Origin of the sequence: Brevibacillus sp. HB1.4B (assembly GCF_013284285.1) — a bacterium.
GTDB classification, from domain to species: domain Bacteria; phylum Bacillota; class Bacilli; order Brevibacillales; family Brevibacillaceae; genus Brevibacillus; species Brevibacillus porteri.
Genome location: NZ_JABSUT010000013.1, coordinates 78,247 through 94,699 on the forward strand (window position 1 = coordinate 78,247; position 16,453 = coordinate 94,699).

Consider the following 16,453-nt stretch of genomic DNA (forward strand, 5'->3'; position numbering starts at 1 on the left):
GGAGAGGGATTAGCAAATGCAAACCGCTCGTCGCCTATTTCGCTATCGGAACATGATGCCCCTTCTCTGTCCCGTACTTTTCCTTCTTCTATTTCAGACGTTTCCTACCTATGCCCAGCCTCCCTATGCAAAATGGGGCAGGCTCGCGATGCAGGAAACGATGAAGCGATATCCAAACGCTCAAATTGTGGACTACCTGCACGTGGGACGAAAACAAAAAACGCCCACCACGTCAGAAGAGACGTTTAAGCTCTTGCTTCAAGAAAGCAATCGCAGGTGGGCGTTACTCGTTCATATTGAATTTGTGAATCAGACAGAAGAAGTCGTAAACATCTCCTATGAGGAGACCCGCTAGTCAGCGAGCTGTTCCATCTCTTTCATCATGACTTCCATGTCCATGTCAGCTGCCATCCCGTACGCGCGGCGCATGTTTCCATCTCCATCCACAAGGAACATGCGAGCCGTATGCGCATAAGAACCATCTGGCTGCTTCATTACCATCAGACCAAAATCCTTCGTCACTTTCTCTACAGCCTGAGCGTCACCGCGCAGGAACTTCCAGCCACTCTGATCTGCCTTGAACTTGGCTGCGTACTCCTGCAAGACTTCTGGCGTATCGTTATCAGGGTCAAAGGAAATGGAGATAAACTCAACTTTGTCTCCAAACAGTCCCTTTTCCTTCAACTGATCTTGCAGCTTGGCCATGTTGTACGTGGTAGCCGGACAAATATCCGGACATTTGGTAAACATAAACTCAACCAGTCGTACCTTACCAGCACTTTCATTAAAGGTATAGGTTGTTCCGTTACTGTTGTCTAAGGTGAAGTCCGCGATGGGCTTCAATACTTCGATCTTCTCTTGTGTCATGTACTTATAACCAAATACTCCGACGATAGCCAAAAGGATAATACCAGCTAACACAGGAAACCAATGTTTTTTTATCCCAGATTCCTGCTGCAATTGTGTTCCTTCACTCACGGGTTGCTTCCTCCCTGCTTGTCCCATGCGTGATGCCTCCTGATTACACGCGGGAGGCATTCACACTGTTTCTATCACTTCTTACTGTTCTACTTCACCTGGCCATGCGAGCATGCCGCCAACCATATTCGCCACGTCATATCCTTGTTCACTCAAATACGCTGTAGCATTATGGCTTCTGGCACCACTACGGCAAACCATCACAATCGGAATGTTCTTATCCAGCTCATCGATACGATGTGGCAAAAAGCCGAGTGGGATCAGCTTCGCCTCTTTAATGTGACCTGCATTCCACTCATCAACTTCACGTACATCAATGATTTGCAGCTCCTCTTTGGCTTCCAGCTTTTCCAACAGCTCTTGTGGTGTCATTTCCTTTACTCCATGGCTCATCGCTATTTATCCTCCTATATGTACGATCAGATCAGTTGTAACCACCTCCATGATATCACACGCTTTTTTACTTTTCTAACGCTAAGAGCACTTGGCTTTACCCTGCATCTATGCTCCCTATTTTCTACCATTATCTCCTATTTCGCTGTGGCAGTAGCCACACGGGATGTGAACAGCTTGAGGCAAAAGCGTTACAAATTAATGGCATGAGTGAAACACCTTTCATCCATATATACACAAAAACCTCCCTGATAACTACAAATTCCACATTGACAGCAAGGTTTTATTTTCATACAATTACGACAACAACTTTTCTCATCAAGAGCGGTGGAGGGACAGGCCCTACGAAGCCCGGCAACCAGCAGACTAGCTGCATGGTGCCAATTCCTGCAGAATCCAGTGATTCTGAGAGATGAACACAAGCCCGTGCATGATCGGAGCCTTCTTCTTCTCAGGAGAATGCTCCGTTTTTTTATTAGTCGATTTCATAGTAGAAGGAGAGATGAACATGTCCGATCAACAACAATGGAAGCCAGAAACGCTTGCGGTACACGGTGGGCAAGAGGTTGACCCTGTAACAGGCTCACGTGCTGTTCCGATCTATCAGACGACCTCCTACGTTTTCCGCGATACGGAGCATGCAGCCAATCTGTTTGGCTTAAAAGAGTTTGGGAACATCTATACACGCATCATGAATCCGACCCAGGATGTGTTTGAGAAGCGTGTTGCCCTGCTCGAAGGTGGTGTTGGTGCATTAGCGACCGCATCCGGGCAAGCTGCCATTACATTCGCCATCTTAAATATTGCGCATGCAGGAGACGAGATCGTCGCTTCCAGCAGTCTCTATGGCGGTACCTACAACCTGTTCGCCCACACGCTTCCCCGCCTCGGTATCAACGTTCATTTTGCTGATCAATCCAATCCGGAAAATTTCCGTGCTTATATCAATGAAAAGACAAAAGCCGTGTTTTGCGAGACGATCGGCAATCCACGCATTGATGTCGCTGATATTGAGGCGATCGCCCATATTGCCCACGAAAATGGCGTACCTTTGATCGTGGACAACACCTTCGCGACTCCGATTTTGTGCCGTCCTTTTGAGCACGGGGCCGATATTGTCGTGCACTCCACCACCAAATTCATCGGCGGCCACGGAACAGCAATTGGCGGTATTATCGTAGACTCTGGAAAATTTGACTGGAACAACGGAAAATTCCCAGGTCTGACTACACCAGACCCAAGCTACCATGGCGTTGTCTATACAGAGGCAGTCGGTCCGCTCGCCTATATTATCAAGGCGCGCGTCCAGCTCCAGCGCGATATTGGTGCTGCCGTCGCCCCGATCAATTCCTTCTTGTTCCTGCAAGGATTAGAAACACTGCATCTGCGCATCGAACGGCATAGCCAGAACGCCTTGGCAGTAGCCCAATTCCTCGCCAATCACTCTGCCGTAGAGTGGGTGAGTTATCCAGGACTCGAGTCAGACTCCCAGCGTGAGTTGGCACAAAAATATTTGCCAAAAGGTGCTGGCGCGATCCTGACCTTTGGAATTCGCGGTGGCGTTGAGGCAGGAAAAACGTTGATCGAGTCCGTGAAGCTGTTCTCCCATCTCGCAAATGTCGGGGATTCCAAATCACTCATCATTCATCCAGCTAGCACAACACATCAGCAAATGACAGAAGAAGAGCAGGCAGCAGCCGGAGTGACCCCCGGACTTATTCGCCTCTCCGTCGGTACAGAATCGATCGACGATATCATTTCTGATCTGGAGCAGGCATTGCAGCGTGCGTTGCAATTATCCACGGTAGGTTAACCGTACCTTCAAAAGAAAGAAGAATCATGATCTCTCTGGATAGAGATTTATGATTCTTCTTTTTTATTTTTTTATTCACGTTCGAAAAATATTGAATTTTACATTCGTTATTTATAAAATACATAATGATGTACAAATTTTGGAAGGATGAATAGACGTGAAAGTTTTGAACATCGGAAGTGAACGGACAACGTATCGCGTGGAGATCTCGTATTCTCCTTTATTCGAAGCTGCCTTGGGAATCGCTGCTGCTACCTACGATCAATTGCATCACACGATGGAACACCCCCCTGCCTACTGGCGTCAACTGTTGGACGAGCTATCGCCTTCTGTACGGCAAGAGGTCGACTATGCGAAGGAGCACAACACGTGGAAGACGCTTTTGCAACTGCTCGATCTTTGCCCTTTCGCTGATCTGGATTCATTTCTCTCGTATGTCAGAGAGCTCTCAACAGAACAGCTCCGATACGAGGCCCTCCCTTATCTAGGTGAGAATATGCAAGAAGCACGTTGGAAGGCTGCACAAGGAAGCAAAGAGGATTGCGCCGCTTTACAGGAAGCGTGCCGCGCGCACCTCTTTTTTGAATCGTATATCGGACATATTACTTCCGTTGATGCAGAAGAGCTGCGGAGTCATATTCTCCGATTGATGGAAGGCTGGTATGGCACCCACATCAAGCCGCATGAGGAAGAAATCGTTCGTATGCTAGAACGGGATTGGTCGCAAAAGCAAAACAAGCTAGGGAAGCTCACCCCGGAAGCCTTGGTGGAGTATGCGACAGGATCGAGCTACCTCCCTGAGCCTGCCGTGACACGCGTGCTGCTGATCCCACAAGCGATCTATCGCCCGTGGACCGTACAGGCCGATGCTGTCGGGACGAAAATTTTTTATTACTCTGTTGCCGACGAAAATTTGCACGATGCTGTAGATCCAAATCAGCCACCCCCTTCACTGGTGCAAGCCTTAAAAGCACTCGGAGATGAGCACAGGCTGCGCATGGTCAAAATGCTCGCGGAAAAGGACCTGAGTCTGCAAGAAATAACAGAGCAACTCTCTATGGCAAAATCGACAGTGCACCATCACCTGTCCATGCTGCGGTCTGCCCATCTCGTTGAAACAGTCGGCTCCCGTTACAGACTCCGCCGTCATACTCTGGACAAACTACCCCTGATATGGGATGAATTCCTGGACAGGAGCGCCCCATGAACCAAACTGCGGTACAAGCCTCTGTCTGGCAGCAGCGTTCTTATCGTTGGATTCTTTTTGGTCAGCTCATTTCCGAACTCGGGGCCTCACTCGGTACCCTCGCCAATAGCTGGTTAATCTATCAGGCAACAGGCTCACAAGGTGCGGTCGGACAGATGTGGCTGCTGTATTTCATACCGTCGCTCGCTATTCAGTTGGTAGCCGGACCGTACATCGACCGATTCGACAAGAAGCGTGTCATGCTTTTTTCTCAATGGATGCGAGCTGCTGCGTTTTGTTTGTCCTTTGTGGTCATTACTTCTGGGACAGAATCGCTCTGGCCGTTGTATTTCACTGCCTTGATCAACGGTCTCGTTCAACCGCTATATGTGCCAGCCAGCCAATCGCTCCTCCCTGTTCTGGTCAAAAGAGAGCAGCTCCTCCAAGCCAATGCCTATTTGGATAGTGTCCTGCGCATTGCCTTGATTACAGGTCCTCCTTTGGCTGGGATTCTCGTAGCCAGTATCGGCGGCGAGTCAGTACTCGCATTGGTCGCGATCAGCTATGCGCTCAGCGGTTTCTTTCTGGTTCTTTGTCCAATCGCCCCAGCAGATACCGCCAGCAAGAAGCAATCGTGGTTTGTCATGTTTAAGGCTGGTCTTGCGATCTTTTGGCAGAAGCCCCTTCTACTCTGGCTTGGCCTGTACTCAGCTCTCGTCCAATTTGCTGTCGGAGTCACACTCGTACTAAACCTGCCTTTTGTAGTCGGCGAGCTACAAGGCACCTCGTTTCATGTAGGCTTGTTTTTGGCTGGTTATCCGTTGGGATATTTCTTCGGCTCCTTGCTCGTGCCACGCTTCCGTAACTGCCTTGGTCAGCCCCTGATCATGTTGGGATCACTGGTATTAGGTGGCTTAAGCTTTGTTGCGATAGGCTTTACCCATGACATCTGGCTTGCCATCACCATCGAACTACTGGCTGGTCTGTTTGCTCCTTTTTTCCAAGTACATAGCACGAGCTTGTATCAGCTTCACGTTCCTTCCGAGTTGATGGGGCGTGTACTGTCTGTCCGCCTGCTCATCGTGCGTGCGACGATGCCCGTCGGTATTTGGCTTGGCGGACAGCTAAGCGATCAGGTAGGGATTCGCCCTCTTTACATCTCTGTAGGTGCCGTCATCGTGCTCGCCGCGCTGGGGGGAATATTATTTCGAAAATTTGTAAATAACAGGATATTCCCTATATAATAAAAAGCGTATGGCTCCTAAATTTTGAATGGGAAAAGGAGAATTTTCATGACTCATCCGACATCGGATAACCTTCAGCATGTTATCAGCAGCGTTATCGTGGGCAAGGAAAGTCAGATCCGCCTATTGGTAACGGCCTTGCTCGCCCGTGGTCACGTATTGCTGGAGGACTTGCCCGGAATGGGAAAAACCGTGCTTGCCAAAACATTGGCGCAAGCGATTGGCGGTTCTTACAACCGCCTGCAATTTACTGCGGATCTACTGCCATCTGATGTCGTCGGTCTACACGTATTCAATCAGCGAACAAGTGAATTCGAACTGCGCAAGGGACCTGTTTTTGCAGATGTCTTGCTCGCAGATGAAATAAACCGAGCCACTCCCAGGACTCAATCCGGCTTGCTGGAATGCATGGAGGAACGCCAGGTCACGATCGAAGGCGTCACCTTGCCACTTCCATCGACCATGCTGGTCATTGCGACCCAAAATCCGATTGAATCGGAAGGAACCTATCCATTGCCAGAAGCACAGTTGGACCGCTTCCTTTTCAAGCTGTCTCTTGGCTATGGTACGCGAGAGGATGCCAAAGAAATTTTGCGGAGATTCCGCAGTGGCTCCCCATTAGAGGCCGTCGAGCCGGTCATCACTGTCGAGCAAATTGCGGCTCTGCAACGCGAGGTCACGACCGTTCATGTCAGTCAACCGGTGGAAGACTATATCATCGATCTGACGGAAGCGACTCGCCAGCATCGTTCGGTCGAGGTGGGCATCAGTCCGCGTGCCATGCTCGCCCTGTTGCGATCCGCCCAGGCTTACGCGTTCGTTTCTGGTCGTACTTATGTCTTGCCGGATGATGTGAAAGTGGTGTTCCCCAGTCTGGCAGCTCACCGCATTCGCCTCTCCATGGAAGCAGAGCTGCATGTGACGGAGCAGGAAGTCGTAGAGCAAATTTTGACTAGCGTCCCCGCTCCCGTCGAAGAAAGCGTGTAGCGCTATGATCACCAAGCAAACCTTTCACGTAATCGGTTTTGTCTTGCTACTCTTCGCCGTTTTTTCCGGCCACTGGTTTTTCTTTCTGTTTGGGGGCTTTTTCTTTTTTCTCCCCGCTGCACAAGACTGGTGGGTCAAATCCATGTCCAAATGGGTGTCATTCGAATGGTCCAGTGATCAAACGCGCGTCCTGTCAGGGACCCCCGTGCACATTACAGTTCGCTTGCACAATCGTTCGTGGCTGCCTTTGCCTGCTACCTGGCTTCGCTTCACATTGCCAGAGCATGTCTCGGTGGAAGGTGCAGACGAGGTGCGACTCCTCAATCATCGGACGAGCGTTCGCCTGCGCTTTGATTTGCCGATGCGACAAAGTGCTACACGCACCTTGATTCTCATCCCGAACAAGCGAGGCACGGTCTGGCTGACGGATGTGCAATCCGAGACATTGCCGTTATTGGGCGAGGAGCCTACCGCTATGACATTGTCGATTTCCTTTTCCTTGCTGGTCTATCCGTTGCCTCTTGCTCTTTCTCCTGTCGTGCTTGCTGAAACGGAACCAGATGGGAATCGGATTTCTCGTCAGCGCCAACTAGACGATGTCACTTTTCAGCGTGGCGTTCGGTCGTATATGCCAGGCGACCGTTTCAAGCACATCCATTGGAAGGCAACCGCCAAAACAGGCTCACTGGAAACGCGCCTTTTCGAGTATACAGCCCATCCGAACTGGCGAATCGTCGGGCATATCCTACCCTCCTATGAACCGATGATGCAAAAGTATAACGATACGACCAATGAACGGACGATCTCCTGTCTTGCGGCTTTAGCTGGCCAGTGCAGGAGAAAATCAGTCGGATACGAGCTGTACCTAACCGTGAAGCAACGAGGACGTGAGCATTTTCATTTGCCTGCGGGAAGTGGCAAGGCGCACCACCTGCACGTCATGAGTCAACTGGCGCAAATGCATCATTTTGTGACAACGCCACTGACGACTGTTCTTCGCCGGTTAGAGGAAGCCCATGGGAAGGAAGCCATTCTCATTGTGACACCACGAATGGACCAATCCGTACAAGCCTCCGCGGAGCGCCTTGTTCAACGCGGTCATCAGGTTGCGGTACTGGATGTTTCTTCTGACCCTGTCATCATCCAGCGTTTTGAGCATGCTCGTTTGAAAAAAAGGAGCGTGATGATGGGATGACACTCTCCTTGATGGGGCGCTGGACGCTCGCGTTTTGGCTGGAGGCCATGCTGACGGGCGTTTTCCTGATCTTGTTTGGGTATATGACAGCAGGTTTTGGTCAACTTCTCTCGTTTTGCCTAGTCGCAGCGCCACTGCTCATGGCTGGGAGCTGGTTGTACCATGGTGGTGGCGGTCGCTTGATGCTCCATCTGTTGCTATATCCCATTGTGTTTGTCATAGGAATGAGCAGCTTCTACCTCTACGATTCCTGGCTCATCGCGCTTATACTGGCTGCTGTTTATTTTTGGAGAGTACAAAGTGCTGCATCGGAAGGTTATCGACATGACAGTCTGCAACGCAGATTTGTTCTGGCACTGATGGCGGGCCTGATACAGCTTGTGTTAGCGGTACTTTACACCTCCATCGTTGACCCGGGTTCCTATTCGCTCGCAGCCTCTTTTTCCATGCTTGTCCTCATTACTCTCAGCTATATTTTGGTGGCGATTGGGGCGTTTGTACTGCGGGAAGGATCACTTTCTACGAGGCTGCCTGTTCGCATTAGCATGCTACTCGGCAGTCAAGTGCTTGGCACTCGTTTTCTTTTGATCGCAGGTTATTTGGCTGTCGGTTCTATCGTACTTGGTCTCATCTATTGGATCTGGAGTTGGATTAAAGGACCTGTCAGCGATGGTCTGTATACGCTCTTTGAGCCTGTGCTTATTTTCATTGTGGAATTGTTTGAACGCTTGTACGAGAGGGCGAGCCAAAAACAAGCAGCGATTCAGTTATTAACGGAAAATACAGGACAAAAACCAGATAACCCCAGTGTGCAAATACAGCTCGGAGAACCACTCTTTTCTGTTCTACAGCCATACTTAATCATTGCCTTCATCCTCGCCTGTGTGATCCTGCTCGGCAGGTACATATGGAAAAAGCGCTTCAAGGGGACGATTACGCTGGAAAAAGAAGTGGCGGCTGTACAAAATACCGTATTGACCACTGTTCCTCCCTCTTCCAGTGAAGAAAGCACAGAAGATGGCTCTGCCAAATGGTTCAAACAGCCTGTTGGTCCAGAGGATGACCCCACCAGGTACGCCTACTATCAATTTCTCGTCCTCATGGAGAAGCAAGGCATGCCAATCGAGCTGCACGAGACACCCCAAGAGTTTTTCAATCGGCTGCACGAAAAGTCCTTGCTAGATGCAGGTCAACTGGATGCAGTCGCTCGCATCACACGTTACTATCAGCAATATCGCTATCAGGAAAAGTCGCTTCCCGAAGCCAATTTGACAGCGATGCAGCAAGCCGTGCAGACGCTCGGCTCTCGTTTCTCTGAGACGTAATACTGTCCCACAACCACGTGCTACCCGTTAGCCGTGGTTGTTTTCTTTTTCTCTTGACATCGGGATGTCCCTCCGGCATAATTTCTTCAATTTTGCCCACTCCCAAATTAAATTCACCAAATGGTTAATTGAATAAGAAAGGAGGATGCTCGGTGCAAGATTTACCTGACTGGCTGCGTAAGCATCTTCATGTCGCATACATACCTGGCTATGAGTTTTTCTTAAGTCTCCATGTGCTTGCTAAGCCGGAGCATCACACCTCCCGCTTGCATTGGGCGGAGAAATTGCTCACTGCTTTACCTGCCCCGCTCTTGAAAAAGCTCCACTATTTTAGTTCCATGTCCAATCAGTTTCTCGATGCTATGGACTTCCTAGCACCTTGGGAGGAGTGCTTTGAGCATTCTGTTGAGGCCGCATTGGAGCGTGTACAGGCGATGGATGCTGGCGAGTTTGCCCAACTCATGATCGGTCCCGTCTATCATCCCAGACAACTTCACACTTGGATGCAAGGACGTACAGACGAGATTTTTGATGAGCTGAAACCGGAGCATCGGGAGCTTTTGCGCCATCCACTCTCGACCAAGCGCAGTTTTCTAGAGTTTTGCTACGACTACCTGCCTGTTTTCCAGGCAGAAGAACGGCGGATTGAACCGTGGCTCATCCGCGCCGTACATGAAGCACAAGAGCAGATCAAGCTTGATCCGATTCCGTTTTTGTCGCAGGTACACCCGCGCTTGAAGGTGCACGAAGACTTCTTGCAATTTCACAAGGCAAAAACGTACACATTTGGCTATTCGGAGCTGGCTCGTATCCATTTGCGTGTCTCAACGTTTGTCTCGCCGCATTTGTTGCTAGGCATTTACGACGACCATATCTCCGTGTGCTTAACCGTTGACGTTCCCGGCACCAGAGCTACCTCAGTGATTCCCGCTGACTTTATCAGCAAAATGAAGGTGTTCAGTGACCCGACGCGGACAGCGATTCTCAAATCGTTATTGGCTCATCCTTACTGCACGCAGCAGTTGGCTGACCTGCACAACATCAGTGAGCCTGCCGTCAACAAGCACTTGAATCTGTTGGTAGACACAGGGTTTATCTGGAGTGAACGGCGGGGACGGTATGTGTTTTACCGCGCGATTGCATCACGGCTGGAACAACTCGCCGTCGATCTGCATGAGTTCATCGATATGCCTGTTCCCGGAATTCTCGCTCCACCTACTTCATCACATCCCCCAGAACGGAGGAAATAACGTGTTTCATGTCGCCAAAGCTACCTTTATCCGCAATACCCGCGTGATGATTCGTGCCTATCCGTGGTCGTTTGTCATCGGCCACATTTTTTCCGGGGTGTATACGGTGCTGTTCGCCTTCTTCGCCTATCACTATGTTTTTGCCGGACAGTTGGACGAGAATTTCGCACATCTCACCGGCTCGTCCGATTACTTGTCGTACGCCATCCTCGGCGGAGCTTTTTATGCGTTTGCCGTCTCGACCTTGATGAATGTCAGCCGCTCACTCATTACGGAGCTTCGGGAAGGGACCTTGGAGGCTGTTTTGCTCACCCCTTCCTTGCGCAGGGGGTACTTTTTGGGGAATGTCGCCCAACAACTCATGCGTACTTTGTTCGAATTTTCGGTGATTGTGCTTGTAGGGGCGTTGTTTGGACTCACGCTCTCTCATACGAACGTATGGAGCGCCGTTCTTGTCTGGATATTGTCTACAGGGGCTTTCTTTTGCCAAGCGCTCGTATTGGGCAGTCTCATGCTTTGGTTCCGCGATACGTACATCACACAAAACACGCTGTTTGCCGTGATGGCCTTTGTCAGTGGAGTCACGTTTCCGATTCCATATTTACCTGAATGGCTGCAACCGCTCTGTCTCATCATGCCGCTCGCGCCTGCGCTGGATGCTTTTCGGCAATGTGTGATTCAAGGAGCGCCGCTGCATGCTGTTTCACCACAGCTGTTTCATATGGCAGCCCTGTCCCTCGTCTATCTCGTCATCGGGGTGTGGGGCATTCGTAAGATGGAAAAACGCGTCATGGAATCGATTTTTGGATAACAAGGAGGACAACGATCATGCTGATTGCAGAGAATGTACGGAAGGTATACCGGGTGAAGGAGAAAAAAGGCTGGTTTCGCCAGCAATGGACAGAGGTCGAGGCAGTCGCTGATCTGTCCTTTCGCATGGTACCCGGCAAAATCATTGGATTGTTAGGTATTAATGGGGCAGGAAAAACAACAACGATCAAGATGTGCTCCACGCTGCTCACCCCAACCAGCGGCACAATCACGGTAGACGGGTACGACGCGGTAAAGGACGATCGTTTCGTCAAAGCCAAGGTCAACATGATCGCAGGAGGCGAGCGCATGCTGTACTGGCGGCTGACAGGGCGGGAAAACCTGCAATACTTCGGTAGTCTGTACGGTTTGCAAGGGCAGGCCTTGCGCGATCGGATCGATTCATTACTCTTGCAGGTTGGCCTGTATGAGGCGGCCAACACCCCAGTCGAGCGTTATTCCAAAGGCATGAAGCAGCGACTACAAATCGCTCGGGGCCTGATCAATGATCCGCACTACCTGTTCCTTGACGAACCGACTCTCGGCTTGGACGCCCCCATTGCCCGGCAGCTTCGCAAGCATGTGAGTGAGCTCGCTTCTCAACATGGAAAAGCCATTCTGCTGACCAGCCACTACATTCATGAGGTAGAAGAGCTTTGCGACGAGGTATACATCATCGATAAAGGAAGGCTCGTGGCGCATGATACACCGGAGCACCTGACCAAATCGCTCCATCTAGATACAGCCTTACAGGTAGTGATCCCCTCTCTCTCCGACTCGCTCGATTACGATCTGCGCCAGCTGGCTCTGGATTATGGCGGCTCACGGGAAATCGCAGAAACAGACGAGCAGACCTGGGAAGTGACGTTACGAGGCAAAACGGATATGACGACGCCATTACTTTCCCTCTTGGCTGCCCACCAATCCCCTGTCTTGCGTCTCTCCACGCAACAGCCATCTCTGGAGGACGTCATCCTGCACATGGCAGATCGGAGGGGGGCATGAAACAGCTAGGCAGTCTGCTTTTGGCCGAAATCATCAAGGAGCATCGCCATTCGTTTCACAGCAAAATGATCTACTTCTCGCTCTTGGTCTGGCCCGTTATCAATTTTGTAACCGCATATTATTCGTTTGCCCCGTTTCGGATGGGAGCTGATTCCCCTCTAGCCCGGTTCATCAGCTACGAGCAGTTGCCGTTGTTCCTGTTGACTGGCTATTTAGGCTATATCTTTTATTGGTGCCTGGTACAGTCGTCATGGCAAATGAGCTTTGAACGACAAGCAGGAACCATGGAAATGATCTTCATCAGCCCGGTCAACCGGCTCGCTTTTCTGTACGGGCGTTCGCTTTCCTCACTGATCGAGGGGGTCTGGCTGTTCTTTTGCTTTGTCCTGTTAGCCTTGTTTTTTGTCGATGGCATTCAGCTGAGCGGCTGGTGGGCACCTCCACTCGCCTTCCTCATTTTGCTGGTATCGGCCATTGTCTGGGGCGGCTTTCTCTGTGTACTCTTTCTGTTTTCACGCGATTCGAGCTTTTTGTACACCGTGCTGGATGAGCCGATGCTGATCTTTTCCGGTGTCCGCCTACCCCCGATGGCCTTTCCGGTTTGGGCCAAGGTCATTTCCTTTTGCTTTCCCCTGACCTACGCACTTCAGTTGATTCGTGAGCTGCTGATGGAGGGAGCATCGTTGCAAACACTGCTGCCGAGTATGGGACTGCTAGCCACCGTCTTGCTGGTGCTCGTGACAGCGACCGTCGTGTTGTTGAAGCAAGCGGAGAAGCATATGAAAAAGACCGGGAACATGGTGATGTATTAGTAAGGCAAAGAATAGGTAAATAAAGAACGCCCTTTCCTAATTGGAAAAGGCGTTTTCTTATTTCCCTCTTACTCCACCGTCAACAGCTTCTCTACAAATCCCCCAATTTCTCGTTCCCGATCAATAAAATGAACCTCCAGGATCCAATCGCGCGGGCGTCCGTTATGATCCGGCTCTCTCATTGGCTTGTGATTGTCAGGGTGAACATAGTTGACGATATCCTCCCCTTGAATTATTTCATGCGGGAATTCGCCGATGAGATGCCCTGCGTGCGGACCACCGTACTCCCAGCCGTATGCTTTAGCGCGCTCGCACATGTAGGCAAACAGCTCGCTGCTCGTAATATCCGGCTTGGACAAAAAGTAAGCCTTGCCCTCGTCCCACGCTTTTTCAATATCGTCGCGCAGCTTTTGTTTTACCGGATCATTTCCAAGCACATACGTCCGCCCGAGATCAGCCTCCCAGTCCTCAAAAATAGGCCCGAAATCGAGAAAGACAATATCTTCGGGAGTGACAGTCAAGTTCGGTGGATTTTCTCGGTACGGAAACAACGTGTTTCTTCCCGCTCGCACAATTCGCTTATGCCAGTATTTCTTGATCCCGAACAATTGAAAGGCCAGCTCGTAAATCTCCTTGTTGATATCCTTTTCCGTCACGCCGCTGCGAATAATGCCCTTCTCTTCGATTGTGGCAAATAAAAACTCCGCTTTGGTCTCTGCTTCGCGCAGTGCCTGATGTCTCTTTTCCAATGATGGATTCATCATGTCATAGCCTCCTAGAAAATGTAGCAACCCGCAGATGGATTTAGAAGAACAAGTGATTGATCCCATTTTTTGTAATTGGGGATGCATGTCTATTCCATAGAAATTTTTGAGCATACCCTAACGTATCCCATCAAAAGGAGTGATCATCATTGAGAAGGAATAAATCCCGCAACAAAGGATTCAAGAAAGTAAATGGTCGTTTGGTGCAGTATTCTACTCCTCGTCATCCTGATCGTGATCCTTATTCTAGACAAAATCCTCCCAGAGAAAGAAGCATGAGATGCAGAGCCTGTTGCTGGGAAGATCCTGATCGGCTGCAAAGTGTATGCGGTTGGTGTTGTGCTGAGATGATCCAATAATCGTTGATGGAAACAAGCGTCCGGATCTCCACCATTCGGACGTTTTTCATCATTCAGTTGTTCGCGCCCAGCTCTCGCAATTTTGCGATAATAGATTGCTCCACATGATCATCCATGGTGATTTTTTCTTTTGCCAGTGAAAGCAGCGGTTCATACTCGCCAATCAATACGGAATAATGCGCTTTTTCAAATAGCGGCAAATCATTCATGTCATTGCCAAAGCAGATGAACGGCTCCCCTGCCACATCGAACCGATTCAGGGCCGCCCATTTATTCACTCCCCGATAAGTGAGGTCGAGAATGCCTTCTGCCGAATGAAAATGCAGCGTAACATCAAGTTCCTTGATTCTCGCCATCAATTCTTCATAACGGTCACACGATAAAATCAGGATTTTCAGCACGGCATTCAGTTGATCTACGTCCACGCGGCTGGCTGTCCGATTGGGATCGATATAGCTCAAAAAAGGATGGGTCGACACACAATTATGTGCGTAATTCCACGAGTCATCGATGAAATACTGCGCGCGATAATCATCGAGAATGCTGATGATTTCATGTGCCAAACGATCCGGGATCGGCACGCAGCCCTGCAAGCTTCCTTGGTGATGCGTCATCGCTCCATTCGCGCCAATGAGGAGATGGTTGGCAAACCGCTCATCGAGGACAGGCAGCATGTCACGACACGGTCTTGCGGAGGCGAAACCCACCGTATGTCCCGCTTGTTCGAGTGCAAGCAGGCTATCCAAAATGTTTGTTGAGATCGGTTGACCCTTGAAGCAGATCGTCCCGTCCAGATCAAAAATGAACTTCATTTTTCCCACCCTTTCTAATCGCTGTCCTGTCCATCGTAATGGATAGCCGTCTGGGGCCAAAGGGACAGATCGTTCAAGATGAGTGGGACAGAAAGCTGATCTGTTACTCAAACCAGGCGCTAGCCAACAAGCGAATGCCCTCCTGAATATCGTCGGGGGTCAATGCTCCGTATCCTAACAATACCGTCGGATGCTCCCTTGTATCATGCAGCCAGTATCGGGCAGTTCCGTAGACTTTTACGCCTTTTTGATAGGCACGCTCCATGAGTTCCGCTTCCGTACGCTGACTTTTTACGGTCAAAAATACATGCAGCCCCGTATCCTTCCCTTCTATTTCCACACGTCCGTCCATGTAACGAACGACTGCCTGAAGAAATACCTCTCGCTTTTCCATGTAGTTTTTTCGCATGTGCTGCAAGTGTCTATGCCAATAGCCATCGGACAAATACGTCGCTAGCGTCAACTGGTCCAAGCGGGAAACAGGCTGATCGTATTCAGGCACGCGCTGGTGAAAACGCGATAACAGCTCGTAAGGAAGGACGACGTAGCTGACGTTTACGAGCGGCAGCAATGCTTTGGAGAGCCGCCCAATGTAAACAACCTTTTGGGGAGACAGGCTCTGGATCGAAGGGATGTAGCTCTCTTGATATTTGAACTCCCATTCGTAGTCATCCTCTACCAGATAAGAATGCGATAAGGATTGCGCCCACAGGGTCAATTGGTTTCTTTTCTCCAAAGGCATCGTCATTTTGTTGATGAATTGCTGAGAAGGACTCACGTACATGATGCTTGCCCCGCTTCTCTTCAGCTCATCTATGGAAACACCGTCTGCCTCCAAGGAAATGCCGTGTACACGGTATCCACCGTTGAGAAACGTATTTCTCGCACCATCATAGCCCGGATTTTCTACGCCAATCACATGCTTCTCTCTGTCCAGAAGCTGGACGACAATCGATACCAACTGTTGTGGGGTGGCTCCAATAATGATCTGCTCCGGCGTGGCGAGGACTCCTCTCGTTTCATGCAGCAATTTCGAGAGTTCCTTTCGCAATACGTATTCGCCTTGAGCCAGCCCCTCCACCATATACGTGCGCTGATGGTAGGAGATGAGCTTGTTGCGCAGCTTATTCCATGGATGAAAAGGGAAGGCTCCGAGCTCGATGTTGCCATAGCGAAAGTCATAGTGAATCGACGGTATACGAGAGTCTTCTCGTTCCGCTGCGTACTGCCCAGAAGGAGGTCCTGCTTTGTACGTCACCTGATACCCTTTTTTCGGAATGCTGCTGATGTACCCTTCCGATACTAGTAGCTGATAGGCAACTTCCACCGTGTTTTTGCTGACAGCAAGTGATTGGGCACAGCTTCTGATTGAGGGGAGAAACTCCTCATGCGTGATTTGGTTATGCAATATTTCGTCTTTGATAAAGTGATAGATTTGGATGAACAGTGGTTCTCCCTCTGTAAAACGAATGGAAGAAAGCTCTCGCAACGAACAGGAACCCCCTTCCTTTTTTATTTTA

Annotated in this window: 16 protein-coding genes and 1 riboswitch; of the genes, 11 read left to right on the top strand and 5 right to left on the bottom strand. The window is 50.0% G+C overall.

Going from position 1 to position 16,453, the window contains the following annotated elements; translation table 11 throughout:
* Positions 1–16: 16 nt before the first annotated feature.
* Positions 17–355 (top strand): YqzG/YhdC family protein, encoded by a 339-nt coding sequence (locus HP398_RS26280; RefSeq protein WP_173624101.1) that lies wholly within the window; start codon positions 17–19, stop codon positions 353–355.
* On the opposite strand, the gene HP398_RS26285 is transcribed toward HP398_RS26280, so the two are convergent.
* Positions 352–978 (bottom strand): SCO family protein, encoded by a 627-nt coding sequence (locus HP398_RS26285; protein ID WP_238144610.1) that lies wholly within the window; start codon positions 976–978, stop codon positions 352–354. The two genes, HP398_RS26280 and HP398_RS26285, sit on opposite strands and share 4 nt — an antisense overlap.
* 81 nt (positions 979–1,059) lie before the next feature.
* Positions 1,060–1,371 carry a rhodanese-like domain-containing protein gene (locus tag HP398_RS26290; protein WP_173624102.1) on the bottom strand — a complete coding sequence of 104 codons (312 nt, stop codon included), beginning with the start codon at positions 1,369–1,371 and terminating at the stop codon, positions 1,060–1,062.
* Positions 1,372–1,683: 312 nt separating this feature from the next.
* A riboswitch (SAM riboswitch) is annotated at positions 1,684–1,790 on the top strand.
* A gap of 89 nt (positions 1,791–1,879) precedes the next feature.
* Between HP398_RS26290 and HP398_RS26295 the strand changes: the two genes are divergently transcribed.
* From HP398_RS26295 to HP398_RS26340, 10 genes are all read left to right on the top strand, one after another.
* Complete coding sequence (locus HP398_RS26295; RefSeq protein ID WP_173624103.1) at positions 1,880–3,184, top strand: homocysteine synthase; 1,305 nt, start codon at positions 1,880–1,882, stop codon at positions 3,182–3,184.
* Between the two features lie 157 nt (positions 3,185–3,341).
* Positions 3,342–4,391: an ArsR/SmtB family transcription factor gene (locus HP398_RS26300; protein WP_017247245.1), complete on the top strand. Its 1,050-nt coding sequence runs from the start codon at positions 3,342–3,344 to the stop codon at positions 4,389–4,391.
* Positions 4,388–5,614: an MFS transporter gene (locus HP398_RS26305; protein WP_173624104.1), complete on the top strand. Its 1,227-nt coding sequence runs from the start codon at positions 4,388–4,390 to the stop codon at positions 5,612–5,614. Before HP398_RS26300 ends, HP398_RS26305 begins: the two co-directional genes overlap by 4 nt.
* Positions 5,615–5,662: 48 nt before the next feature.
* Positions 5,663–6,601, top strand: coding sequence for an AAA family ATPase (locus HP398_RS26310; RefSeq protein ID WP_173624105.1), 939 nt, complete (start codon positions 5,663–5,665; stop codon positions 6,599–6,601).
* Between the two features lie 4 nt (positions 6,602–6,605).
* On the top strand, positions 6,606–7,796 hold the full coding sequence (locus HP398_RS26315) for a DUF58 domain-containing protein (RefSeq protein WP_173624106.1): 1,191 nt from the start codon (positions 6,606–6,608) through the stop codon (positions 7,794–7,796).
* An 11-nt stretch (positions 7,797–7,807) separates the two neighbouring features.
* Positions 7,808–9,121, top strand: coding sequence for a DUF4129 domain-containing protein (locus HP398_RS26320; RefSeq protein WP_254476383.1), 1,314 nt, complete (start codon positions 7,808–7,810; stop codon positions 9,119–9,121).
* Between the two features lie 152 nt (positions 9,122–9,273).
* The gene (locus tag HP398_RS26325) at positions 9,274–10,371 is read left to right on the top strand and encodes an ArsR/SmtB family transcription factor (RefSeq protein WP_173624108.1); all 1,098 of its coding nucleotides are present in this window, start codon (positions 9,274–9,276) and stop codon (positions 10,369–10,371) included.
* Between the two features lies 1 nt (position 10,372).
* On the top strand, positions 10,373–11,182 hold the full coding sequence (locus tag HP398_RS26330) for an ABC transporter permease (protein ID WP_173624109.1): 810 nt from the start codon (positions 10,373–10,375) through the stop codon (positions 11,180–11,182).
* A 17-nt stretch (positions 11,183–11,199) separates the two neighbouring features.
* Entirely contained in the window at positions 11,200–12,186 is a 987-nt protein-coding gene (locus HP398_RS26335) for an ABC transporter ATP-binding protein (protein WP_017247238.1), read from the top strand.
* Positions 12,183–12,998, top strand: a complete 816-nt coding sequence (locus HP398_RS26340) for an ABC transporter permease (RefSeq protein ID WP_017247237.1) — start codon at positions 12,183–12,185, stop codon at positions 12,996–12,998. Before HP398_RS26335 ends, HP398_RS26340 begins: the two co-directional genes overlap by 4 nt.
* A 68-nt stretch (positions 12,999–13,066) precedes the next feature.
* Here the strand turns inward: HP398_RS26340 and HP398_RS26345 are convergent, their stop codons facing one another.
* The 3 genes from HP398_RS26345 to pdxR all read right to left on the bottom strand — a co-directional run bounded on the left by HP398_RS26345 (position 13,067) and on the right by pdxR (position 16,422).
* On the bottom strand, positions 13,067–13,759 hold the full coding sequence (locus tag HP398_RS26345) for a M24 family metallopeptidase (RefSeq protein ID WP_173624143.1): 693 nt from the start codon (positions 13,757–13,759) through the stop codon (positions 13,067–13,069).
* A gap of 415 nt (positions 13,760–14,174) precedes the next feature.
* Complete coding sequence (locus HP398_RS26350; RefSeq protein ID WP_173624110.1) at positions 14,175–14,933, bottom strand: HAD-IIB family hydrolase; 759 nt, start codon at positions 14,931–14,933, stop codon at positions 14,175–14,177.
* Between the two features lie 103 nt (positions 14,934–15,036).
* Positions 15,037–16,422, bottom strand: a complete 1,386-nt coding sequence (gene pdxR / locus HP398_RS26355; RefSeq protein ID WP_017247234.1) for a MocR-like pyridoxine biosynthesis transcription factor PdxR — start codon at positions 16,420–16,422, stop codon at positions 15,037–15,039.
* Between the last annotated feature and the right edge of the window lie 31 nt (positions 16,423–16,453).